Genomic DNA, 24,469 nt, shown 5'->3' on the forward strand with positions numbered 1-24,469 from the left:
GTAATTTCAGCAAAAACAGTATTTCGTGTTAATTCGTGAAATTTGTGTTATAAAACTAACGGCACTTTTCGGAATTCATCTTCTTCGTTGCTTTCGATTCCTAAAGCTTTATAGATGTATTGGAAAGTAGATAATAACTCTGGTTTTCCTTCAATTAAAGCCACGTCATGCTCGAAATGCGCACTCGGTTTTCCATCAGCAGTTGTAATAGTCCAGCCGTCTTTATGTTGTTTGATATTTCTTGTACCCATATTGATCATTGGCTCAATTGCAACAACCATTCCTTCTACAAAAAGTTTTCCACGGCCGCGTTTTCCGTAATTTGGCATTTCAGGTTCTTCGTGCATTTTTTGCCCTAAACCGTGTCCTACCAATTCGCGAACCACTCCGTAACCGTGACCTTCGGTGTATTTCTGAATCGCATTTCCAACATCTTCCACGCGATTTCCGGCTTTAAATTCTTTGATTCCTACGTAAAGAGATTCTTTCGTTACTTTGAGAAGCTTTTTAACTTCAGGAGCAACTTCTCCAATTTCGAAACTATAGGCGTGATCACCGTGGTATCCATTTTTGAATGCACCACAATCTACAGAAATAACGTCACCGCTTTTCAGGGGTGTATTGTTCGGAATTCCGTGTACAACCTGAGAGTTAGGACTCATACATAGCGAATTTGGGAAATCATACAATCCCAAAAAACTCGGAACAGCACCGTGATCACGGATGAATTCTTCAGCTAGTTTGTCCAGGTATAATGTGGTTACTCCTTCTTTAATTTCAGAAGCAATCATTCCTAATGTTTTAGATACGATCAAAGCACTTTCGCGCATTAATTCGATTTCTTCACGTGATTTTACAATAATCATAATTTCGGATTTTCAGTTCGCAAAAGTACAAATTTTAATATTATTTTTTTATTTAAAATTTTTTGCCACGAATTTCACGAATTGTGATGAATGACAGGTATTTAAAAGTTAGCCACGAATTTCACGAATTTTCACAAATTAGATTGCGTTTAAATATTTAGGATTTAGCGAATCAATATGTATGCGTAAAGTTTAAAAATAGAAATTCGTGAATTCGTGGCGATCAGACAATTAATAGGAATTAATAGTTCACAGAAAAAACGTAAATTAGTAAGGATTAAAATCAATTAATTATGGAAACGTCTGTAGATTATGAAAATATATCCAAAAGAAAAGCTTTAAAACGGATGAAACGGAATGCATTGGCGCTTTTAGGCTTTGCAGTAGTTTTATTTATTATAGCGGTTTATTTTAAGATTCCAATGCTTCAGGCTTTTAGTGAGGCAGCAATGGTAGGGGGAATTGCAGACTGGTTTGCTGTGGTGGCTTTGTTTCGTCATCCACTGGGAATCCCGATTTGGCATACTGCAATTATTCCGACCAAGAAAAACGAAATAGGTGAAAACTTAGGGAATTTCGTTTCAGAAGAATTTCTGAATCGGGAAAAACTCGAAATAAAACTGGAAGAGTTTAATTTCGCAACAAAAGCTTCCGATTGGCTTTCACAGTCTGAAAATGCTAATAAAATTGCCAGTGTAGTAGCTTTAAATATTATTCCGGGAGTTTTAAAAACGATAAAAGATGAAGATATCAAACGATTTATTCAAACTCAGTTCAAAGAAAAACTAGAGGCTGTCAATTTTGGCGATTGGGTAGCGCTGGCGTTAGAGCCTTTGCAGAAAGGGAAGGTGAAGGATGAGCTGCTGACCAACGTGCTTAATGTTATGAGTACAGAACTTAGTAATAATAAAGACCTGATTCGGAAAAAAGTAAAAGAGTCAACCCCGTTTCTGAGTTTTGGTCTGGCCGATAAAAGTATCACAGAGGGTGTTTTTAATGGGCTTGCTGATTTCCTTAACGAAGCAAAACATCCCGGAAGCGCGATCAGACTTAAAATAGACGAATATGTTTATGACTTTTTAGATAAGGTAAAGAATTCAGAGGAGATGAGGGTAAAGATCAATACCATGATTCTGAGTTTTGCCGGCAAAAAAGAGGTTCAGGATTATGTTAACGGAATTTGGGACGAAATAAAAGAATCGATTTCAACTGATCTGAAAAAAGGTGATGAGTCGTCGATTAAGAAAAGTATTTCGGGCTTAATTCAGGGTTTCGGAAACGGAATAAAAGAAGATGCAGTTATGATTGACAAAATCAATAATTTCATCAAGAATGATTTGCTTTCTATTCTTCTGAATAATAAAAAAGTGATAGGAGATTTAATTTCCTCTACGGTAAAAAGTTGGGACGGAAAAGAAGTTTCGGAAAAACTAGAACTGGAAATCGGTAAAGATTTGCAATACATCCGAATCAACGGGACGTTGGTAGGAGGTCTTATCGGACTCGTGATTTATGCCGTCGAGTGGACGTATCATTATTTGGTTTAGCCTGTTGGATGTGATTTATAGATATTCTTTTCTGGCGTATTAAGGAGCTGTGCTTCTGTGTGGTAAAAGTTTTTCTCGCAGATTAAACGAATTAAAAAGATTTAAAGAAATCTGCCTAATCTGCTAAATCTGTGGGAGAAAAATAGTCAAAATAAATATATTTCGTCTGCATAGCTCTCTGCGTTTTATTTAAAGTGAAACGCCTTTTTTTACAGCTGTAAAACCTATGTTTCTATGCGTTAAAGTAATGACGCCGAATTTAATCTTATGAGTGATCTATCTTTATTTAAAGAAACGCTTTACTAGTTAGATCACTCCTAAGATTTAAAAATTATTCGGGATTGGCCATGATTTTGAATAGCTCTGAGTTGGAGATATAAAATCTGTTTTCCAGAGCGATTGAAGCCAGTTTTGCACTAACAAGGCTATTCTCCCTCGTATTGATAAGAAACAAAGAGCTTTCTCCAAAAGAGAACAATCGTTCTTCTGAGGTTAACATAGCGACGTTGTTTTCTACTAAATCTTTAGCCAGTTTTTTTTGCTTAATCAGTGAATTGATTTCTACTTTTTGTGCAGTGATCTTGTTGGTCAGCTGTGTTCGTTCCAGAGCCAATGCAAATTCATTTTCCTGAAGTTTGTATTTGGCTAGTTTTAGACTTCCGCGTTCTTTTCTAAGAAACAAAGGGAAGTAAAACTCTAAACCAACCTTGTAATCGTCAAATTTATATTTGTCAACATATCTGGGTTCAGACAAATAGGAGTACCCCACATTTATTTTAGGCAGCAACATGTTTTGCTTCAGGTCTTTTTCAACCTTTAGCATGTCAATTTTATTCTGTAATGCATTTAATTTCGGATGCGCTTCTAAGTTTGTATCCCTTTGCAGAAGATCGTTTGTTTTTAAGGTTTCCTGCAAGGTTGATTCGAGTGCTGTTTCCGGCACAAGCTCGTCTGAAATTTCCAACGGAATATTGTTTTCCAGCCACATAAAATTTGACAATTCGAGTTTGGCTTTTGTTAGTTTTAATTTAGAATCTTCAAGGCTTAAGGCTCTGTTTTTTACAATAATCCCGGCCTCAATGCTATCTATAGCCGGTTTGTCTCCCTGAGTGATGAGGGTTTTAATGCCTTCCAGACGAATTTCGGCATTCTTACTGTACATTTCGTAAAGTTTCATTTCTTCAAAATTCTTCTTCCAATTGAAATAGGCAAGCGATGCATCATATAGAATACTAACGGCCTGAAGTTTTCGCTCCGATTCGCTTAGTTTGATCTGAATTTTAGCTTTTCGAACATCTGCCATTCTTTGGTTGATAAACAATCCCTGTCCAAGCGGAACACTTATGCCAAAAGAAGTTAAACCCTGATTGGGTGTCGTGTTCTCCGGATTAAGATAAACCCCTTCGTTATTGTCGAATCCTGCTTTAAGTTCAATTCCATACCAGGTAGGGATTTTAAAACTGCTGTTTAGAATCGAATAATATTCTTTGTCTTTAAATTGTTTTTGGCTAAAATCTACTTCGATTTTTGGATCAAAACCACCACGAGCCATCATTAGATTGGCTTGTGCCTTGCTTACTTCCAAATTAGCATTTTTAACCAATGGGTGGTACTTTTTTACATATCCCAAAAACTCATTGTAGGTGAGTTCTTTTGAGAAAGGCTGCTGGCCAAAAACGGCACAGCCCAAGAAAAGAAAAGCGATAAGTATTGGTCTCATTATTTTTTTTCTTTAGTTACTTTTTGAGCGCTTTTGTAATAATTAGGAGGGAATCCGTTTAGAGTTCTCCAGATTTCGAACCAAATAGGCACAGTGTCTAACAACGCAATCGTTTGGGCGCCGGAACCAATGCTTAATTGTTTTGGCCATTTGGTCTCGTTAGGATCCGGAGCGATCAAAATTCGGTACTTACCATTATCGCTAATAAAGTTTTCTATCGCCACAACTGTACCTCCAAAAGTTCCGTAGGACATATCCGGCCATCCTGAAAAGACAATGGTAGGCCATCCGTCAAACCAAACACGTACTTTTTCTCCTTTTCTGATCAAAGGCAGGTCAATTGGACTGATGTAGGTTTCTACTGCAATATCGTAATGAGAAGGCATTATCGTTACAATTGGTGTTCCCTCTTTTATTGTTTCACCTAAACCTGCCTGTAAAGCGCGGTTGATATAACCGTCCTGTACCGCTTTGATGTAGTACATGCCATTACGTAAGCTGTAATTGGCATATTGATTTTCGAGTTTGCTCACCTGTGCTTCAGTGTCAAATTTATTGCTCAGTGTTGTAAACTGGTCGCTTCTTGCTTTGGCTACTTTTTCACCGTACTCCGCCGTAATTCTGTTAATCTCCACTTTGGCGTTGATGTACTCATTTTTACTGGTCAGGTATTTGTTTTCCTGTGTGATGATTTTAGCATCAACATCTTGTAGTTTTAAACGTTTTTCCTCCACATCCGTAAGCGGTTTCAATCCTTCTTTGTTTAATTGTACCGAACGGTTGTATTGAGTGTTGGCAATTCGCAGCTGTGTTTTTACGGCAATCAGATCGATACTGTCGCTTTTTATTTTTAAAAGAGATTGTTTGACTTTGTTTCTGGCTTGTTCCAGTTTTAGTCTTTTTTCATTTTCGATAGCTTGAATTTGTCCCGAAAGTGTTGTTACTTTTTCGCCATACGATTCCAAAGAGTTTTTCTTGGCATCTACCTGATTTTTGGTGTTTTCAACCAAATTAGGATCCATATAATCTTCTTTGATCTCAGAAATAAACAGAATCGTGTCTCCTTTTTTAACGAAATCTCCTTCCTGTACGTACCATTTTTCAATACGTCCCGAAATCACACTCTGGATCGATTGTGGCCTTTGGTTGGGTTTTAAAGTGGTTACTGACCCTGAACCTGAAATGTTTTGCGTCCACGGCAATAAAAGCGCAATGATTCCTAAAATGGAAGATGCAATGATGATTCGGTTTAGAATTTTATAATGTGGCCTGTTGCTTAAGTTTCTTACAGTCTCATAGCGATCAAGCGGCTGTAATTTTGTTTTATTGTCAGAGATATTTAACATGGCTTATTTGTTTTTTTGATCCAGTATAATTTGACCGTTTTGCATTGTAATTTTTCGTGTCGATTTAGTTTTCCAATATGGATTTTTGGAAGAAACGATGATGGTCCATTTGTTCTTTTCAGAAGTAATAAAATCTATAATTTCATTGGCAACATTTTCGTCCATCGTATCCGTTGGATCTTCATAAAAAAGTACTCTTGGTTTGTGAATAATACTTCTGGCCAAAAGAATTTTTTGAGCATTAGAAGATGATAGTTGTTTTCCTTCAGGATGAATATGGGTGTTCAGACCTTTGGGCAACAATTTTATTAGCGGACTAAGCTGAACGCCATCCAGTGCCCATTTCAGATCTTCGGTACTTATCAAAGGATCGTTAAAAGTGATGTTTTCTAAAATTGTCCCGTCAAATGGTGTTTCATTGTGAATGATACTGCCAATCTGCGAGCGATATTGTTTCAGATTTATTTTTCTAAAAGTATCATCATTGATGTAAAAAGCTCCCGAACTTTGTCTTAATAAACCGGATAATACCCTGATAAGAGTTGTTTTTCCTGATCCGTTTTCACCCTCAATGACAATTTTTTCACCCTGATCGATTTTTAACGAAATGGAATCTAAGGCATTCGTTGGAGAATCCGGAAATTTGAATTTTAAGTTCTCTGTTTCTAAAGAGATGCTGTTGTAACAATGATCATTTAAGGAGTCAGACTCGGAGTTCTCCTCTAAAGCTAAATCAGTCACCTGTCCAATTTTCTCCACAGAAGTTAAAACATCGTAGAAGCTCTCCAATCCAAGGATGATTTTTTCTACCGATGTAATCACCAGTAAAATGATGATTTCTGCGGCAACAAACTGCCCGATATTCATTTCCTGACTCAGCACCAGATAACCTCCAATTGAGAGTAAACTTGCGGTAATAATGACTTTGAAAATAATCAATTGGGTAAATTGTTTTTTGATTACGCTAAAGTGTTTCTCTCTGTAATTAAGGTAACCCGCTACGATTGAATTGTTTTTTTGAAGCGCAAAATCATAATTCAGTTCATTGCGGAAACTAAAATTATTACGAGCCATTTCCTGTAACCAGCCTGCCACTTTGTATTTGAATTTGGATTCTTTTAAACTGGTCTCTAAGCCTGATTTATACGAAAATTTGAAAATAAAGTATAAAAGGAGGAACAATAAAAGTCCGAACACAATAAAGTAAGGATGGTATAGGGAGAGCAGAATAATTCCGAAGGTAATCTGAAGTAAAGCAGCTGAAAAATCGGTTAGTAATTTTGAAGTTCCTTTTTGAATTGTAAGTGTGTCAAAAAAGCGATTTGTTAGTTCCGGCGGATAAGTACCGTACAATTCTTCTGATTTTATTTTAGGCAAACGGGCTGCAAATTCAAAAGAAGCACGTACGAAGATTTTTTGCTGTAAGTTTTCTGTAATACGCAATTGCATGAACGACAGCACACCAACAAGAGCCACACCACCCACTACAAGTATAATAAGTACAATCCAGGAAACACTAACTCTTCCGGATTGTATAAAAGTAATAATGGCCTGAATTCCCAATGGAAGTGATAAACTGACTAATCCGGCAAAAATGGCATAGAAAAAAATCTGGTAAATGTCTTTTTTGTCCAGTTCTAGTAAATGGTAAAATCTTTTTAAAGGAGTCATACTGTTTTTTATTATAATTAGCGCAAAACGTTTTCTGCAAGGTTTAGGTAAAATTGAGTGGTCGTAACCGTTTCATTACAATCTGTAATTGTTTTTAAATGATCCGTTAGAAAATGCTGATGTAAACTTCCTTCAACAATAGTTGAAACCAGTGATTTAGCAAATGGATAATCGGGATTCACTTCCTTTACAATGGAAACAACTCGATTGATAACCCTTTTGTAAATGACAAAGAAGCCTTCTTTATTCTCCTGATCGACTTCTTTTGTGTGGAGCGTTTTGGTGAATTCGGCAATTATGATTCTGTTTAAAATGGCTTCATTAATATGCTCGGTTGAAGTATCGTCTGTTATTTTTTCGGTAACTATGGTGATGGCTTTTTTTAGTTTTTCCTGCTTGTCTGCGATATTCGTAGTCGTAAAAACCAGTTTGTATTCCATCCAGCTCCAATACCATGAAGACAGGTAGACCAAAAGTTTGTGTTTGTTTTCAAAATAACGATAAATCGAACTTTCGTTTGAACCTATTTTTTCGCCTAATTTTTTAAATGTAAAATTATCAAAACCAATATCGTCAATTAGAAGAATACTCTGTTCAATTATTTTTTTTCCCAACGCAGATGTTTCCGGATCTTTTACATAGATCTTTTCGTTGACTTGCATTTTTATATTTGATAGTATAATTTGCATAAAAAAATATTTTTCATGCAAAGATAATAGTATTACTATTGATTAAGAAATTTTAACTCTTATTTATGCTAATTTTTTTTAGTATTCAGTCGCAGTCTCAGTATTCGGTCTCAGTATTCAGTCACAATATTCAGTTTTATTCCTGTTTTAAAATAGCAAACCCGACAGATTTTTAAAAATCTGCCGGGATTATTTATTTTGAAGATCCAATACTATCGCAACTCAGACTGAAAACTGCGACCGAATACTGCGACTATTCAGTCACGGTCTCAGTCACAATATTCAGTTTCATTCCCGTTTTAAAATAGCAAACCCGACAGATTTTTAAAAACCTGCCGGGATTATTTATTTTGAGGATCCAATACTATCGCAACTCAGACTGAAAACTGCGACTGAATACTGCGACCGAATACTATAACAGTGAATGGCAAGTCATAGCGTTAGGCTGCTGTATGCCCATTAACTCCAGAATAGTAGGAGCGATGTCGCCCAGTACCCCATTTTGAATATTTTTCAACTCTTTGTCTACTAAAATAATCGGCACCGGATTAGTTGTGTGTGCTGTATTTGGACTTCCGTCAGGATTAATCATCGTTTCGCAATTTCCGTGATCGGCAATAACAATTGTAGTGTAATTGTTGGCAAGAGCAGCTTCGATAACCTCTTTTACACAGGTATCTACCGCTTCGCAGGCTTTAATTGCGGCACTCATGATTCCGGTATGCCCCACCATGTCGCCATTGGCAAAATTTAAGCAAACGAAATCTACCTCACCTTTGTTCAATTCAGGAACCAGAGCATCTTTTAATTCAAAGGCACTCATTTCCGGCTGTAGATCGTAAGTGGCTACTTTTGGAGAATTTCTTAAAATACGGGATTCTCCTTCAAATGGTGTTTCTCTTCCTCCGGAGAAGAAAAAGGTAACGTGCGGATATTTCTCGGTTTCGGCAATACGAATTTGTTTTTTACCTGCTTTTTCCAAAACCTCACCAAGAGTTTCCGTGATATTGTCTTTGTTGTAAACTACTTTTACGTTTTGATACGTTTCGTCGTAGTTGGTAAGCGTCACATAATACAGGTTTAATTTGTGCATGTTTTGCTCGTGGAAGTCCTGCTGTGAAAGCGCTTCTGTAAGTTCACGACCTCTGTCGGTTCTAAAGTTAAAGAAGATAACCACATCACCTTCAACGATTGTTGCTAATGGTTTTTCCTGTTCGTCAACCATTACGATTGGTGCGATAAACTCATCGGTAACATCATGTGCATAACTGTCAAGGACACTTGCTACTGCATTTTTAGAGGGAGTTCCTAAGCCATTAACCACTAGGTCGTAGGCGAGTTTTACACGTTCCCATCGTTTGTCACGATCCATTGCGTAATAACGGCCAACGATTGAAGCAATTTTTACAGGAGTATCTTTAATGTGTTCTTCTAAATCCTGGATGTATTTTGCCCCTGATTTAGGATCAACATCACGTCCATCCGTAAAAGCATGAACAAAAACATTCTCCAGACCGTATTCCTGTGAAGCATCAATTAATCCGCGTAAGTGTGAGGTATGAGAGTGAACACCCCCGTCAGAAACTAATCCTAAAAAGTGAACTTTTTTATTGTTTTCTTTAGCATAAGTAAAAGCATCAATAAGGACTTGTTCTTTTGCTAGTGTTTGATGTGCTACGGCTAAGTTTATTTTGGCTAAATCCTGGTATACAATTCTTCCGGCACCAAGATTCATGTGACCCACTTCACTGTTTCCCATTTGGCCTTCAGGTAAACCAACATTTAATCCGTCAGTACGAAGTTGTGCGCTTGGGTAATTTTTGTAAAGGCTATTTATAAAAGGAACATTTGCATTGTCTATTGCAGATACTTTAGGGTCAGGAGATTTTCCCCAACCGTCTAAAATCATAAGGATAACTTTCTTGTTCATTAGTTTTTGTTTTTTACAAAGATAAGTCATTTCTAAAATGGACAAGAAAGCACGGTGACAATTATGGTTAATAAAATGAAGCGTATTAAAAAATAATAATTTGGTTAAAGAACCCTAAAAATTTTAAAATTAATTCACACTAGGCTCTTTTTCTGATCTTATTTTTGACAGCATTATAGTCTATAAAATATTTCACACTTACTGAAAAGATGTGTTTTAATGCCTGATTGTTCAGTAAATCGGCTATGTTGTGTTTAAAGTCTTTGTTGATAATGCGTTCAAAATTAGCGCCATTGTTGCGATACAAAACCGAAAGCTGACTGCCCGGGGCAAACCACCAGGAATAGGATAAATCAGTATTCCAGGAATAAAAACTGGAGTTTTTGTTTTTGGTATATTGCGGATAAGGGGTTAAGGTTCCGTCTTCCTGAAGTTCGAGTATATTTTTGTTTTCGGCATACGACCAATATTGTCTCACGGCGAGGTTGAGCGTCATGGCACTGTTTAAAGCATATTTTCCGCTCAGACTGTTCGAATAGGTGATGACGTTTCGATTGGCAAAAACAATTGTTTCAGGAGTGCTGTCAATGTTGTCGTCGTCAAAATCGTCAATATAGCCTTTGTTGTTGTTTCTTCGCAGGAAACTAAAACTATAGATCATCAAAAGTTTGTCGTTAAAGCGATATCTTGGTCCGGCGTCTACACCATAAGCCATCCTTCCTTCTTCATCAGCAAAAATCACAAATGGATTTAAATCCAAAGCAAATTTCTTGTTGTAATTGGTAGAAACACTTCCCCAAAGTTCTATTTTTCTTGGAATGATAACATATCGGTTTTCTGCTCTCGGTTCGTAATAATCATGTGACTGTAAGGGGAAAAGGTCGATCCCGGCACCGTAAAAATTGTTTTTTAAGGTAGAAAGCTTGACTTCAGTACTGATCCTGTTTTCCTGAACTTTTCCCGATTCTTTGTTGAATTCTGTATACATATCATAGTCAACTCTAAAAGTATTAAAAACCTTTGTTGGGTTAAGAATGCGATAGTTTCCATTTCCGTAGATGTTGTAATAGTTGGTGTAAAAGTTAATTCCTAAATCGTTAGGGTCAAAATCTTTGGAAACATAATCTGTGCCAATGCTGTAACGATAGTTTCCGGTGGTTTCGGCAAAACGAATGGTGCTGAAGACGCCGTTCTTGTCTTCGGTATTATTAATCAAACTGTATTTTACATTGCCTGATAAACTGTAAGTGTTGGCTTTGGTTCTTAAATCCCAAGCCAGTCCGGTCACATTGGCATCCCTGTAATGTCCATTTCGGGTCACGTTGGTATTGATAAGAGTAACAGAAGAATTTTTGCGGAATCGCTGGTCTAAAACTAATACATTATAATTGGTGAGAGGTTCTGCGACTTCGCGTCTTGTTTTGCCTGAAATAGTATCTTGTATAGTGGTAAAGGTTTGTTCGGTAACGGCATTTAAAATTCCAATTCCCAATCCTTTTTTTGTTCTTCCCGAGATTTTTAAAGCATTAATCAGATTTACATTCTGAACTTCTTCAATTATTTTTTCATCGTCTTTTAAAGTGATTTCTATTGAAGGTTTGCCACCAATCCTTCTGGAATAAAACATATTACCTTTGTTAAACAAGTCGGTTCCTTCTGTAAAAAAGGCCCTGTTTTCGTTAAATTGCTGCTCAAAAGGTCCTAAGTTTAAAATTTGATCGTCGTATTTGGTTTGTCCAAAATCCGGAATTAGAATGGCATCAAGGGTAAAAGCATCGTTTATTCCGTACTTAATATCCATTCCGCCCTTTAAAGTGGCGAACGTTTTTTGACCGTCGGATGCATTTAAATAGTAAGAAGCATATGGCATAAAAAACAATCGGGTAGGAGGTTTGATATTGATTATTCCTTCCAGATTACCGTTTTGTTGGGTAAACGTTCCTATTTTGGTATCAATCAAATTCCAGGTGTATTTTTTACGTTCCCGTCTGATCTCTCTGAAGAAGTTAATTCCCCAGGTTTGTTTGTCTTCCCCAGAAAAACGCAAGGCAGCATACGGAATTTTTATTTCGACCGCCCAGCCTTTGTCATTCAGCACCGCTTTACTGATCCATACAGCATCCCATGAATAATCCTCGCCATTGGCATCTGTCATGATACAGTCACCCTGAACATCAGCCGCTGAAACAAAGAACTGAAAATTTTGCTGACCGTCGTTAAAACCATTTATAAAGACTCCAAACAAATCGGCTGTTCCGAAATTGTCACGCTGTGAAATCTCCTTCAAAACCTTATTGGGATCATCATACAGCAGTGCAGCAATATAAATCGCGTCATTGTTGTACAGAACTCTAACCTCAGTCTTTTGATTGTCCGGAATAGGTTTACCGTTATCGGGTTGGTACATTACAAAATCTGAAGCGGGTGTAACATTTTTCCAAGCCGGTTCGTCAATTTTTCCATCAATTAAAATATTTTCCTTAGTCAATTGAGCTTGCAGGATTTTCTTTTGGGCATAACCCCAAAAAGAAAAGAAAAGGAAGCTGATAAAAACTAATTTTTTCATGCGGTTTTAAGAATCGAAAAATGGATGTAATGGCTTTTGTTAATAGACCCGATTTTTTTTAAAATGTTACAGTTTTAATTGAAATAAATGATTTTTCTGTCTTTTTTGCAAGAAAAGTACGTAAAAGCGCGTTTATTTTTATCATTGGGTAAACCTCCTACAAAAATATTTGTTTTTTGGTCTAAATGCTAATTTATTACTTTGATTTTGTTAAAGTTTCAACAAAATAGGGCTGATTTATAGTCTTAAATTTTGACAGGTACATTTTTTTTATACTTTTGCCAAACCCCAAGCTTTGTTTAACCTAAAGAAATTCAATGATTTACAAGATTTATCCGTTACTGGTGTTTTTACTGTTGTCTTTTGGTAAAGATTCAAATAATACCACCGAAGTTAAAAAGGCGACTGTGAAAACTATCGCTAAAGTTAAAACACTTACTGTTGATTCTAAAATTGAAAGTATCTATAATACTTTAAATCCGAATCATTTTTCACTTCCTGAACTTAGAACTTTTTCTGAGGCTCTAAAGGGGTTTTACCTCTTGAAAGAAAGAGGTGTAATTCAAAAAGATATCCTGACACTTATCGACTTTAGTTTGTCTTCAAACACAAAACGCTTGTGGGTAATCGATCTGGCAACCAATACTGTTTTATTTAATTCCTTAGTTGCTCATGGTAGAAATACCGGAGAAGAATTTGCATCTAATTTTTCAAATGCAAATTCATCTTTCAAAAGCAGTTTAGGATTTTATGCGACGGGTGAAATATATCAGGGAAAACACGGCACTTCTTTGCGTTTAGACGGACTGGAGAACGGTGTTAATGACAATGCCCGCGAACGAGGAGTTGTAATGCACGGTGCTGATTATGTTTCGGAATCGTTCATTAGAAATAACAAACGATTGGGTAGAAGTCAGGGATGTCCAGCAATTCCAATGGAGATGACTAAAGAAATCATCGAGATCATAAAAAACAAATCGCTTTTGTATATCTATCATCCATCCAGAAGTTTCGCGATGGAAGAGAGGTTAATTTCTTAGCTTAGCATACAAATCTGAATCTAAATTATAAATATCAGCTCTGAAAATGAGCTGATTTTTTTTGCTCCATGCCGTCCAGTACCATTGGTATAAGGCGTATTTTTTGGTAATTCGGATACTCGTTGTTTTCTTGGAGGCAATTATAGTATCAATTTTGTCTTTGGACCAATTTGTTGAATCACCCAAAATATGCTCAGCCAGTTCCAGCGGATTTTCTACACGAACACATCCCGAGCTTAAAGAACGGTTGCTTCTTCCGAAATTATTGCGGTGGTTGGTGTCATGCAGATAAACACTATGGTTGTTTGGAAATAAAATTTTCATCAACCCCAAAGCATTGTTGTAACCGGGACTTTGAACATAACGGTAATTTCCGGGTTTATTTTCGTTCCAGGCATTGGGCTGGACTACATTTCCGGAAGTATCATAAATAGTAATGTTTTTATTGGCTAAATAATTCCGATTGCGTTTCATTGCCGGAACCACATCTTCTTTTAAAATAGTTGGTGGTACCGTCCAGGTTGGGTTAAAAACTACTGTTTTTAATTTCGAAGTGATAATTGGGGTTTTTCTTTTACTTGTTCCTACTACAATATTACGAACCAAAGTAGTGTCCTGGCTTTCGACAACATGTAAACTGTAATCAGGAATGTTGATAATAAAGTAATTTTCGGCTAAATCAGTAGTATACCATCTCCAGCGTTCTAAGTTAGCAATGATCTGTTTTTTTCTTTTGTCTTTCGAAAAGTTTAAAGCGTTTATGGTTCCTACTCCAATAACTCCGTCAGCAGCCAGGCCATGTCTTTCCTGAAACTTTTTAATCGATTCAAAAGTTTTTTGATCGTAAATTGAAGTAAGGCTGTCTTTTCCGGTCATGTCTTTCCAGTACAAAAGCCTTTTTTTGATGTTGATCAAAGCATTATTGGTATCGTTTAAAACAATTTTATTGACTGATTCAATTGTTTTAACGTCGTCATCAGGAAAAGTATCGATAATTTCCAATGCTTTTAATAGCTGTTTGTAAGGAGATGCCTTTGACTGAATACCGTCGACAATGCTGTCCAGTTTATTTTTATTGAACGCTTTTATCAGGACATTGTTCACATCAAATGTTTTCTCTTCTAAGTCCCAGTCTGTATAAAGTTTTTTAGGATCAAGTTTTCCTTTATAAAGGTGGTTGAGGTACTTTTCAAAATTATAAGTAAGCAAAATATCATACGTTGCCAGATCAGCATCGCTTAGTGAGCTGATTTTGCTTTCGAATTTTTTTAGCCTCGAAGCTTTATAATCCTCAGGATTTAGGCCTAAGTGTTCGGCATTTGACAATTGCGACAACACATAAGTTCTTTTTTTTAAGTTTCCCCAAACTGTAGAGTTTTCGGATGAGTTGTAGAACTGTTTAAGCGTTTCGCTTTTAAAAGTACCAATTAAAGCCGTGTCAATGGTCACCTTTCTTTCGTCAGTAAGTATAATGGCTGGGGTAGCTTTCTTTACTACAGGAATAATTTTAGGAGTGTCCTTTTTGCAGGCAATAAATACGCATATTACTAATAAGAAGTAAAAATTCTTCATTTGATATTCTTTTAAACATAAAATTATCTCGCCAGTGTTTTTCAAGTCGAACAGAATTGTCTGGGGAATGACGCTTCGTTCTTTTGTAAAATGTACAGTAGCGGTTTTGGTATTAAATCAAATCGACTTGGTTGGCATTGCAGTAGGTTTTGCAATGTTTGATGAAAGCCTTTTCAAATTCTTTTTCTATAAGGGCTTTTTTGAAATAATCCTTGAATCGGAATTTGATTTTTTCGGCAAATATAGCTTTGATTTTTTCAAAAAATGAAATAATTCTTATTAAATTTTTATTACGAAATAATGTCCTGAGTGAAGTGTTTCTAAATTCCACGTTTCAAATCCCAAACTCCAAATTCCAAACTCCAAATTTCAAGTTTCAAGTTTCAAGTTTCAAACTCCACATTTCACATCCCACATATGACATTTCACAATTTTCACTTCCCGCAAACCTGGATGTTCAATCAATTTTCCATTAATTACCCCCAATAGGTTACGAAATGAGTCCTGTTGACAGGCTATTTTTTTAATTTCTCTATCAAAGATACGATTTTCGGCTGATTTTTCTTTTCTGAAAATGGAGTGAAGGACGATATAAGTTTCTTTTGAGGCTATTTTGGCTGAACTACCCAAAAATAAGGGAAAATAATTGAGGATATAACTTTTTAATTTTAAATAAGTTATCGAAAAATGTGAATTTTTATTGATTTTTTTTGCCGAAAAGCTTGCTTTTAACTGAACTTATGTTCTATATTTGCACCACAGTAATGCGAAAGTAGCTCAGTTGGTAGAGCTCCAGCCTTCCAAGCTGGTTGTCGCGAGTTCGAGCCTCGTCTTTCGCTCTTTAAAAATCCTCAAACATTTTGTTTGAGGATTTTTTGTTTATGGCTTAAATTGAAAAGCAAATATAGTGCTTGTATGTGTTATGATTTTTTAGGATCTGGGCCATATTCATTTGTACCTTTGTCTCCTTCTTTAATCGCAAGAATAAAACCGTAAATTGGGATAAACGAATACCACCAAGGTTTTCCAACATCCTGCATTCTTCTTCCTCCTACTGTTATTGTCGGTGGTAAAAGTATTAGTGTTAGAAATTGCAAGATTGTTAATCCGGTTAATCCGGAGATAAAGCTGAGAATAAATGACACAATAACGTAAAATAATATAAAATACCAATATTCTTTTCTTCTTGCTCTGCCTTTAATGCTTACATACTTTTTTAAAGTTTCTACTACGTAATTCATTTTGTTTAAAATTAATTTTATTCTACTCTTTGGTTTTTCGAAATACACCTTGTTTTTTGGGTAGTGCAACTCTACCAGGTAATATTAGGTTGTAAATTGAATGTTGATTTAAAAATCTCCATCTTCTTGTAATCGGGAGCAAATGTAATTCAAGGGAGTAAATGGTATTGGTCACTTGTAATAATTGGACGAATGATGTAATAAGTGGTTGATAAAAGGGCAAAAGTGGTAAGATTTAGGTTTTACAACTAAGGTGTCGATGTTGTTTATGAAGCCTGGTTTGTCTTCAGGTGTGGTAAAGAAGGCGGTTTTTTGTTTGTGTCTTTCGGGTAAATGCAAAAAAAATCCCAAATTCCACTTTTGATTAAAAATGGAATTTGGAATTTAAAAAGAGTGGAATTTATAAATGTTGAATTTTTACTTTAGATGGCTTAAATCGCTTTCTGTTTCTAATTCTGTTGGAGCTTCGTTTTGCAGAAACAAACGAGCCTGCAGGTTTCCTTTTAAGGTAATTTTGTCGCCTTTTACTTCCAGCCAGCTGCCTTCTCGTAAGCCTAAAACCGGAATTGCATTAAAAGCATGAAACTCTTTAATTCGTGTTTCTCTTGTTTCTCCCATGTGTTTCGATTGTAGATCCGGGTCTAAGTAATGCGGGTTTAGATTAAAAGGGATTAAGCCCAGGGTTTGAAAACTTGGCGGATAAATGATAGGCATGTCATTAGTGGTTTGCATGGATAATCCGCAAATATTACTTCCGGCACTTGTACCTAAATAAGGTGTTCCGTTTTTTACAGTTTCGGCAAGAAGCTGCATGATATTGTGTTTGTACAATTGTGTGACTAGTAAAAAAGTGTTTCCGCCTCCGGTAAATATTCCTTCTGCATTTTTTATGGCGTTTTCTGCGCTTTCAAATTCATGGATTCCTTTAACAGAAATGTTGATTGAGGCAAAAGCCTGTGAAACTTTTGCGGTATAATCGTCGTGCGAGATGCCTCCGGGTCTTGCAAATGGAATGAATAAAATACTATTGCAGTTTTTAAAATGAGATTGTAAAGTAGGGAGTAAATACTCTAAATAACTGCCTTCGTGAAGAGTGGAAGTGCTGGCAATGATAATGCTTTTCATATAATTTTAACTCAGGTTGAATCGGTTAAAGATATTAAAAACTCTCTTTTTGTGGCCTATTTATTGAGTTTAATTAACATATTTTTACCAACTCCTTAGTATTAAATTTGGAGAACATTAAGATATTTTTACAGCTTTAAGAGAAACACTAAAAAATTGTCATCAATGCATAAGGTTATCTGTTTTTTGGTTATTGTTTTAGGGCAAACCGGTTGGTTACAGGCTCAGGGCAAGGCTGTTTTAAACGGACGAATAGCTTCGAATGCTACTGATTTGGAAGGTGTTTATGTAATCAATGCTCAGACAGAGGTAATGACAACAACAGATGTTGAAGGTGCATTCTCGATTGTTGCCAAAGCGGGTGATGAACTTGTTTTTTCTTCCATACAATTTAAGGAATGCAGAGTGTTGTTAACAGCGGAAAATTTTTCGGATATCAACTTTACGATGAAACTCAATATGATAATGCATCAGTTGCAGGAAGTAATCGTGAAAAATTACAGTAATGTGAATGCTGTTTCTTTGGGAATTATTCCTGCGGGGCAAAAGTCATATACGGCAGCCGAACGAAAATTACGTACAGCTACCGATTTAAATGCGTCGGCAAGCGCAGGAGGTATGGTGGGAGCCTCTGTTTCTGCTGATCCTTTATTGAATTTTTTTTCGGGACGTACCGCCATGCTTAAAAAAGAAGCAGTGGTAGAGAAAAAAGAAGCTTTTATGAAGCTTTTAGAGAGGATGTTTACGCTCGAGCATTTTGTTGACAGATTGAAAATTCCTCTGGAATATGTAAAAGGATTCGAATATTATGCAGTAGATAATGATAAATTCACGGTGATTCTGAACTCTAAAAACAAAACTTCGACGGAGTTTTTATTGGGAGAATTGGCTGTTAAGTATAAAGAGATAATTGCAAGTGAAAATAAATAAAATCATATACATTGCCCTGTTGCTGTTTGTTCAGTTGGGTTTTACGCAAAATAAAACTTCGAAAGAAATTTTTGGACAGATTTTCGAGCAGTCTACTTCGGTTGACGCAGTAAATATTATCAATAATGCGACTCAGGTAACGGCGGTTTCAGATGCAAATGGTCTGTTTTCGATTGTGGTAAAAGAAGGAGATGTTTTGGTGTTTTCGGCGGTAAATTTGGAAGGTTATAAAAAGAGAATTACTGCAGAAGATATGAATTCAGGTTCGCTTCAAATTAAAATGACAGCCAAAGAAGTAGAACTTAAAGAAGTAGTTGTGAACGAGAATGCTAATATTACGGCTGAGAATTTAGGGATAATTCCATACGGGCAAAAAAAATATACAGCTGCAGAACGAAAAGTTTATACCGCAACTTCTACTTCAGTAGACAAATTATTAAATAAGATTTCCGGACGAACTGCGATGCTTAAAAAAGAGGTTAATGTAGAAAAGAAGGAGATGCTTTTTAGGAAAATGGAATACCTTTTTGATGAAAATTATTATACAGACCGATTGAGAATCCCTGTGGCAGATATTAAAGGATTTCAATTATATTGTGTCGATGATGCTGAATTTGCCGTATCTTTGGATACTAAAAACAAAACAATGAGTATGTTTTTATTAACCGATCTAGCCCGAAAATATCTAATAATTCTCGAAAATGAAAAATAGCCTAACTGTATTACTTATAAGCCTGGTTTGTCAAATTGCACTGGGACAAAATTCAAGAAAACCGTTACACGGACAAGTTACGAATAAGTCTCTCGCCATTGAAAGTGGTTATGTGATGAATGTAAATGCCAATGTCAGAACATTTATTGGTTCAGGCGGATTGTTTGATATTATGGCAAGACCTAAAGACACCTTGTTATTTACAGGATTGGCATTTCAATCTAAAAAAATTGTACTGACGGAGAAAGACTGTGCTGAAATTTTGCTTTCGGTGCCTTTAAACCTCATAAGCAATGAGTTGAAAGAAGTTTTGGTGCATAAAGATCTTAAAGTGAAATCGCTGGGCGGAGGATCTCAGAAATATGTTGATATGCAATTTGAGGATGATAAACAGTCTACAGCTAAAAATATTGCAATGTACTCTGATCAGACGATTAAGTACGGAATGGACTTCGTTAGAATTTTTAAAGATGTTAAAAAGTTGCTTTCTAAAAATGATGAAGTCAAAGAGGAAGTTATAACTGATATGGCTTTTATTGAATATTCAAGATCCAATTTTAAACCAAATTTCTTTACAGGTACCTTAGGGTTAAAAGAAGATGAGATTGAGTTGTTTTTAATGTATTGCTCTAATGATCCGGAATCAAGAAAACATCTTGACCCAGACCAAAAATTTGAATTGATCGATTTCTTAGTTAATAAAAATAAGGAATTTAAAAAAGTGAAAGTTTCTCAGTAATGAAAAATAAAGTAATCTATCCTTTACTTGGTATATTGTTTTTATCGCTCACTGCTTTTGCATTTCATAAGTTTTATGTGGGCGTTTTTCAGGTCAACTATGCCGCTGAAAAAAAAATGATTCAGATTACTTCACGTATTTTTATTGACGATCTGAATAATGGTATGGAGAAAAAATACCATAAGAAAACATTTATTGGAACTGATAAAGAAACCGAAGCAGATGTAGAGTTGTTAAAAAAATATCTTTCGGAAAACTTTAGCATTAAAATAAACGGTCAATCAAAGCCCATTACTTTTTTATCTAAAGAAGTAGAGGCTAGCGATGTTTTGGTGTGTTATTCCCGAATAAAAGACATTGATAAATTCAAAACCATTGAGATTTCGAACACGATTTTAGTGGATTGGAATGTTGAACAACAGAACATTACGCACATTACGGCATTTGGTAGTAAGAAAAGTGTTCTGTTTACGGAATCTTCAAGGAAAGAATTGTTAAAGTACTAAATAATATATAAAATTATTATTTTAAATTGTTATTTTCACACCCTGACAAAATTACCATTAAAATTTTATGAAAAAACTTTCATTATTGTTGATTTTTCCTGCGATACTTATCGGTCAGGAGAAAACAGTTGCTCCAAAGCAACAAGGGAAGTACGACACAAACAAATTTAGCCAGATGTACGATCTGTTAGCTACTCCAAATATGTTTCGTACCGCTTCGGGAGCACCGGGTCCGGCTTATTACCAACAGCAGGCAGACTATAAAATTGATATTGAATTAGACGATAAAAAATCAAGAATAGATGGTTCTGAAGTAATAACATATTCTAATAATTCTCCTGATGTTTTGGAGTATTTGTGGATACAGTTAGATCAAAATCAGGCCAAAGCAAACGGTCAGACTTCTTTGGCGGAAAGTGAAAAAATCAATCCTGTTTTACCTCTGGATGGATTTTCAAGTAAATATTTGAAAAAAGACTTAGAGCGTGGTTTTAATATCGAGCAGGTAAAAGACGCAAAAGGAAACCCAATGTCTTATACCATCAATGAAACGATGATGCGTATTAATCTGGCAACCCCGCTAAAACCGGGAGAGAAAATTTCCCTGGCAATCAAATGGTGGTACAACGTTAATAACTATAGAAAAGAAGGTGGCGGACGCTCCGGTTACGAGTCATTTGACAAAGACGGAAATAAATTATATGTAATTGCTCAGTTTTATCCAAGAATGGCCGTTTACAATGATGTTGAAGGCTGGCAGAATATGCAGTTCTGGGGAAGTGGAGAATTTGCATTGCCTTTTGGTAATTTTGATGTAAACATTACAGTTCCTGCAGATCATATTATTGATGCAACAGGAGAATTGACAAACAGAGCCGAAGTTTTCACACCAGAACAGGTAAAACGTTACGAACTGGCTCAGAAATCATTTGACAAACCGGTTGTAATTGTAACACAAGCTGAGGCTGAGGCAGCAGAAAAAGGTTTTTCGGAAAAGAAAAAAACATGGAGATTTAGTGCAAAAAATGTACGTGATTTCGGAATTGCTTCTTCAAGAAAATTTATTTACGATGCAATGGCTGTAAAAATAGGAAACAGAGTCGTTATGGCGGAGTCTGTTTATCCAAAAGAAGCGAATCCTTTATGGGGAGAAACCTCTACAATGGTTGTAGCGCACACTCTAAAAAGTTATTCGGCGCACACTTTTGATTATCCTTATCCAAAAGCAGTATCTGTTTCAGCAGAAGATCAGGGGATGGAATATCCAATGATTTGCTGGAATTATGGTCGTCCGGATGAAAATGGAGTAACAAGCAAAGAAGTTAAAAACGGAATGATTGGTGTTGTAATTCACGAAGTGGGGCACACTTTTTTTCCAATGATTGTAAACTCAGATGAGCGTCAATGGAGCTGGATGGACGAAGGATTGAACTCCTTTTTGCAATATATGGCAGAACAGGAACGTGATCCAAGCTTTCCTTCAAGACGTGGCCCTGCAAAGAATATTGTTCCTTACATGAGTGGAGATCAGAAATTTTTAGAGCCTATTATGTCTAACTCTGAAACCATTCACCAATTTGGAAATAATGCTTACGGAAAACCGGCAACAGGTCTTAATATTTTAAGAGAAGTTGTAATGGGAAGAGAATTGTTTGACTATGCTTTTAAAACATACGCTAACAGATGGAAATTTAAGCATCCAACCCCTGAGGATTTCTTCAGAACTATGGAAGATGCTTCGGCAGTTGATTTAGACTGGTTTTTCAGAGGATGGTTTTATTCGACAGATTTTGTAGATATCGGAATTAAAGAAGTAAAACAATATTATGTTTCTGAAACGCCAACAGCAGATATCAAAGATATTAAAGTTAGAAAAGGACGTTTTGGATTCGATAAAGGACCTTTTGTATATTTAGTTGCAGGTGATAATGCTGAAGTAAATGCTTCTAGTAAAAAAGCTTTAAAAGTACAAGACGTAAAACTATTGTCAGATTACGTTAGTCAGACTTTTACAGCAGAGGAAAAAGCAAGCTTGAAATCGCCTAAATATTTCTATGAGGTAGAGTTTAACAAACCGGGAGGAATGATCATGCCAATTTTGGTTGAGATTACTTATGAAGACGGTACAAAAGAAAATTTCCAGTATCCGGCTCAAATCTGGAGAAAGAATAATGATACCGCTAAGAAAGTTTATGCCACTGAAAAAGCAATCAAAAGCATTCAAATAGATCCAAAATTAATGACTGCCGATATTGATGTAACCAACAATAGCTGGCCGAAAATAGAAGAAAAATCAAAATTTGATTAATAATAAGTTTAAAAAGACTCTGAAAAGAGTCTTTTTTTTTTAAGTAAATTTTAAAACGGTCCGTTGCAAAATTTAATATCTTTGTGACACACAAAAATAAAAGATATGTTTGGTATAGGAGGAGGAGAATTAGTTTTTATACTGTTTATAGTACTAATGCTTTTTGGTTCAGATAAAGTGCCGGAAATCGCCCGTACAATGGGTAAAGCGATGGCACAATTAAAAAATGCAACTAACGATATTAAAAGCGAAATTCAAAAGGGAGCTGAGGCTAACGGTCTTGATTCGAGATCACTTACAGATATAACAGGAAACATTAATGCACAGATTAATGATGCCAAGAGTAATTTGATGGGGGATTCTGCTAATTTATTAGGAGACACTACTACAGAAATAGACAAAGTAAAAGAAGATATTGATTTAATCTCAGGACCTGTAAAACGCCAAAGATAATATGCTCGAAAAAATACAAAAAATAGACACCGAACTATTGGTGTATCTTAACGGTTTAGGTTCTGAAACGTACGACAAATTTTGGCTGATTATTACAAGTCAATTGAATTGGACTCCTCTTTTTCTATTGTTCTTTTATTTGATTTTTAAAAAATTGGGAGGTAAACAAACCTTGTATTTATTGCTTTTTATAGCTGTTCTGATTACGTTTACAGATCAGGTTACCAATTTGGTAAAGTACACTGTTCAGCGATTGCGACCATGTAACAATCCTGACATCAACACCATTATTCGTGTGGTACAAAGTCGAAAATCATTTAGTTTTTTCTCTGGTCATGCAGCCAATACAATGGCGGTAGCTACTTTTTTATATTTCGTTTTACGAGGACGTATTAAGTATTTGGGATTCATTTTTCTATGGCCCTTGATTTTTGCTTACAGCCGAATTTATCTGGGATTGCACTATCCGGGAGACATTCTGACTGGTTATTTCGCAGGAGCACTTTTCGGATCGTTACTTTATTTGGTATACCGTAGGTTGAAACCACAATATTTTCCGGGGTAGATTTTTTTTGAAGGTTCTGAGGAGCTAAGGTGCTAAGGATCTAAGTTTTTTTGTTGATTTGTCTCCAGCTTTAGCTGGAGAAATATATATTAAAAAATAAAAAAGGCTTCAGCCGAATTAAACTGCATTTAATTCGGCTGAAGCCTTTTTTTAATCCTATTTTATCCTTCAGCTAAAGCTGAAAGCAATTAAATCAGTCAGAAAAAAAACTTAGCGCCTCAGCACCTTAGTATCTTAGCACCTCAGAACCTTAGCCCCTCTCCTAAAGCACTCTGCTAATTGTCAATCCATCACGAATTGGTAATAAAACCGTTTCGACTCTCGGGTTTTAATTATTTTGAAAAATTGTTTTTTCACTCCACTCTAATCCGGAAGGAAGCTGTTGATTGCTAAATTCAATATGAATAACTCTTCTTCTCTCGTTATTTGTAGTCTTATTGGAAGCGTGAAACAATAAAGGCTTCATTATCATAATACCGCCTTGTTCAACTTCACAAATGGTTTCATTTTCATTTGCAAAATCCATGTTTTCAACTCTGAAAATTCCTTTAGAATGTGAATTGTTTATCACTTTTAAAGCGCCATTTTCTTTTGTTGTTTTATCCAGATGAATTCTTATGGTGAAATTTTTTTCTAAAACTTCTTTAGGAGGCTGAACGGCAAATTGATTTTGTTTCACAGTCCAATTTTCGAAATTTTTAACTTCAATTTTCTGGTCAACTGAAATAGTTAAATCCTGATGGTAAGCCACAAACCAGTTTGATTTTTCGGGCTTGTCAAAATAAATTGATTTGGTTATGAAATACCCGCTTCCAAAATTAGATTTGATAATGTTTTTTAGATTTTCATTAAAAATAAAGTCTAAAGTTTCTGGAACTTCTTTGTGAAATTGTCTAATGGCAAATAAATCCTGAGACTTTCTAAAAGTTGCGTTATCAAAATC

At 35.7% G+C, this 24,469-nt stretch carries 20 protein-coding genes and 1 tRNA gene; 10 read left to right on the forward strand and 11 right to left on the reverse strand.

Translation table 11 applies throughout. The features are described 5' to 3' along the window. Positions 1-47 precede the first annotated feature (47 nt). Positions 48-866, reverse strand: a complete 819-nt coding sequence (gene map, locus FLA105534_RS08120; RefSeq protein ID WP_173965515.1) for a type I methionyl aminopeptidase — start codon at positions 864-866, stop codon at positions 48-50. Between the two features lie 293 nt (positions 867-1,159). Between map and FLA105534_RS08125 the strand changes: the two genes are divergently transcribed. Beyond that, the gene (locus FLA105534_RS08125) at positions 1,160-2,413 is read left to right on the forward strand and encodes a DUF445 domain-containing protein (protein WP_173965516.1); all 1,254 of its coding nucleotides are present in this window, start codon (positions 1,160-1,162) and stop codon (positions 2,411-2,413) included. Between the two features lie 331 nt (positions 2,414-2,744). Here FLA105534_RS08125 and FLA105534_RS08130 read toward each other — a convergent pair whose 3' ends face one another. The 6 genes from FLA105534_RS08130 to FLA105534_RS08155 all read right to left on the reverse strand — a co-directional run bounded on the left by FLA105534_RS08130 (position 2,745) and on the right by FLA105534_RS08155 (position 12,335). After that, a complete protein-coding gene (locus tag FLA105534_RS08130) occupies positions 2,745-4,133 on the reverse strand; it encodes a TolC family protein (RefSeq protein ID WP_246253193.1) in 1,389 nt (462 codons plus the stop codon). Beyond that, complete coding sequence (locus tag FLA105534_RS08135; RefSeq protein WP_173965517.1) at positions 4,133-5,479, reverse strand: HlyD family secretion protein; 1,347 nt, start codon at positions 5,477-5,479, stop codon at positions 4,133-4,135. Before FLA105534_RS08135 ends, FLA105534_RS08130 begins: the two co-directional genes overlap by 1 nt. 3 nt (positions 5,480-5,482) lie before the next feature. Next, a complete protein-coding gene (locus tag FLA105534_RS08140) occupies positions 5,483-7,150 on the reverse strand; it encodes a peptidase domain-containing ABC transporter (RefSeq protein ID WP_173965518.1) in 1,668 nt (555 codons plus the stop codon). 17 nt (positions 7,151-7,167) lie between these two features. After that, positions 7,168-7,839, reverse strand: coding sequence for a TetR/AcrR family transcriptional regulator (locus FLA105534_RS08145; protein WP_173965519.1), 672 nt, complete (start codon positions 7,837-7,839; stop codon positions 7,168-7,170). A gap of 412 nt (positions 7,840-8,251) precedes the next feature. Beyond that, positions 8,252-9,769 (reverse strand): 2,3-bisphosphoglycerate-independent phosphoglycerate mutase, encoded by a 1,518-nt coding sequence (gpmI, locus tag FLA105534_RS08150; protein ID WP_173965520.1) that lies wholly within the window; start codon positions 9,767-9,769, stop codon positions 8,252-8,254. 139 nt (positions 9,770-9,908) lie between these two features. Continuing rightward, positions 9,909-12,335 carry a DUF5916 domain-containing protein gene (locus FLA105534_RS08155; RefSeq protein WP_173965521.1) on the reverse strand — a complete coding sequence of 809 codons (2,427 nt, stop codon included), beginning with the start codon at positions 12,333-12,335 and terminating at the stop codon, positions 9,909-9,911. A 317-nt stretch (positions 12,336-12,652) separates the two neighbouring features. Between FLA105534_RS08155 and FLA105534_RS08160 the strand changes: the two genes are divergently transcribed. Further along, the gene (locus FLA105534_RS08160) at positions 12,653-13,375 is read left to right on the forward strand and encodes a murein L,D-transpeptidase catalytic domain family protein (RefSeq protein WP_173965522.1); all 723 of its coding nucleotides are present in this window, start codon (positions 12,653-12,655) and stop codon (positions 13,373-13,375) included. On the opposite strand, the gene FLA105534_RS08165 is transcribed toward FLA105534_RS08160, so the two are convergent. Next, entirely contained in the window at positions 13,364-14,947 is a 1,584-nt protein-coding gene (locus FLA105534_RS08165; protein WP_173965523.1) for a L,D-transpeptidase family protein, read from the reverse strand. The genes FLA105534_RS08160 and FLA105534_RS08165 overlap by 12 nt on opposite strands. 766 nt (positions 14,948-15,713) lie before the next feature. Here FLA105534_RS08165 and FLA105534_RS08170 point away from each other — a divergent pair. Then, positions 15,714-15,786, forward strand: a tRNA-Gly gene (locus FLA105534_RS08170). Between the two features lie 81 nt (positions 15,787-15,867). On the opposite strand, the gene FLA105534_RS08175 is transcribed toward FLA105534_RS08170, so the two are convergent. Both FLA105534_RS08175 and pepE read right to left on the reverse strand, forming a co-directional pair. Next, positions 15,868-16,188 (reverse strand): DUF805 domain-containing protein, encoded by a 321-nt coding sequence (locus tag FLA105534_RS08175; RefSeq protein WP_173965524.1) that lies wholly within the window; start codon positions 16,186-16,188, stop codon positions 15,868-15,870. A 417-nt stretch (positions 16,189-16,605) separates the two neighbouring features. Continuing rightward, positions 16,606-17,313, reverse strand: a complete 708-nt coding sequence (pepE, locus tag FLA105534_RS08180; RefSeq protein WP_173965525.1) for a dipeptidase PepE — start codon at positions 17,311-17,313, stop codon at positions 16,606-16,608. 165 nt (positions 17,314-17,478) lie between these two features. Between pepE and FLA105534_RS08185 the strand changes: the two genes are divergently transcribed. The 7 genes from FLA105534_RS08185 to FLA105534_RS08215 all read left to right on the forward strand — a co-directional run bounded on the left by FLA105534_RS08185 (position 17,479) and on the right by FLA105534_RS08215 (position 23,526). After that, a complete protein-coding gene (locus tag FLA105534_RS08185) occupies positions 17,479-18,243 on the forward strand; it encodes a carboxypeptidase-like regulatory domain-containing protein (protein WP_173965526.1) in 765 nt (254 codons plus the stop codon). Then, positions 18,230-18,955, forward strand: coding sequence for a carboxypeptidase-like regulatory domain-containing protein (locus FLA105534_RS08190; RefSeq protein WP_173965527.1), 726 nt, complete (start codon positions 18,230-18,232; stop codon positions 18,953-18,955). The genes FLA105534_RS08185 and FLA105534_RS08190 overlap by 14 nt, the downstream gene beginning before the upstream one ends. Beyond that, positions 18,945-19,694, forward strand: coding sequence for a hypothetical protein (locus FLA105534_RS08195; RefSeq protein WP_173965528.1), 750 nt, complete (start codon positions 18,945-18,947; stop codon positions 19,692-19,694). The genes FLA105534_RS08190 and FLA105534_RS08195 overlap by 11 nt, the downstream gene beginning before the upstream one ends. Further along, positions 19,694-20,200, forward strand: coding sequence for a DUF6702 family protein (locus FLA105534_RS08200; RefSeq protein WP_173965529.1), 507 nt, complete (start codon positions 19,694-19,696; stop codon positions 20,198-20,200). The genes FLA105534_RS08195 and FLA105534_RS08200 overlap by 1 nt, the downstream gene beginning before the upstream one ends. Before the next feature lie 67 nt (positions 20,201-20,267). Continuing rightward, the gene (locus tag FLA105534_RS08205) at positions 20,268-22,508 is read left to right on the forward strand and encodes a M1 family metallopeptidase (RefSeq protein WP_173965530.1); all 2,241 of its coding nucleotides are present in this window, start codon (positions 20,268-20,270) and stop codon (positions 22,506-22,508) included. Positions 22,509-22,613: 105 nt separating this feature from the next. Next, complete coding sequence (locus tag FLA105534_RS08210) at positions 22,614-22,961, forward strand: Sec-independent protein translocase subunit TatA/TatB (RefSeq protein WP_173965531.1); 348 nt, start codon at positions 22,614-22,616, stop codon at positions 22,959-22,961. 1 nt (position 22,962) lies between these two features. Next, positions 22,963-23,526 (forward strand): phosphatase PAP2 family protein, encoded by a 564-nt coding sequence (locus FLA105534_RS08215; protein WP_173965532.1) that lies wholly within the window; start codon positions 22,963-22,965, stop codon positions 23,524-23,526. Positions 23,527-23,854: 328 nt separating this feature from the next. Here the strand turns inward: FLA105534_RS08215 and FLA105534_RS08225 are convergent. Then, positions 23,855-24,469, reverse strand: a 615-nt coding sequence (locus FLA105534_RS08225) for a phytanoyl-CoA dioxygenase family protein (protein WP_246253194.1), incomplete at its 5' end; no start/stop codon positions are given.

The organism is Flavobacterium collinsii (assembly GCF_902804485.1).
Lineage (GTDB): Bacteria > Bacteroidota > Bacteroidia > Flavobacteriales > Flavobacteriaceae > Flavobacterium > Flavobacterium collinsii.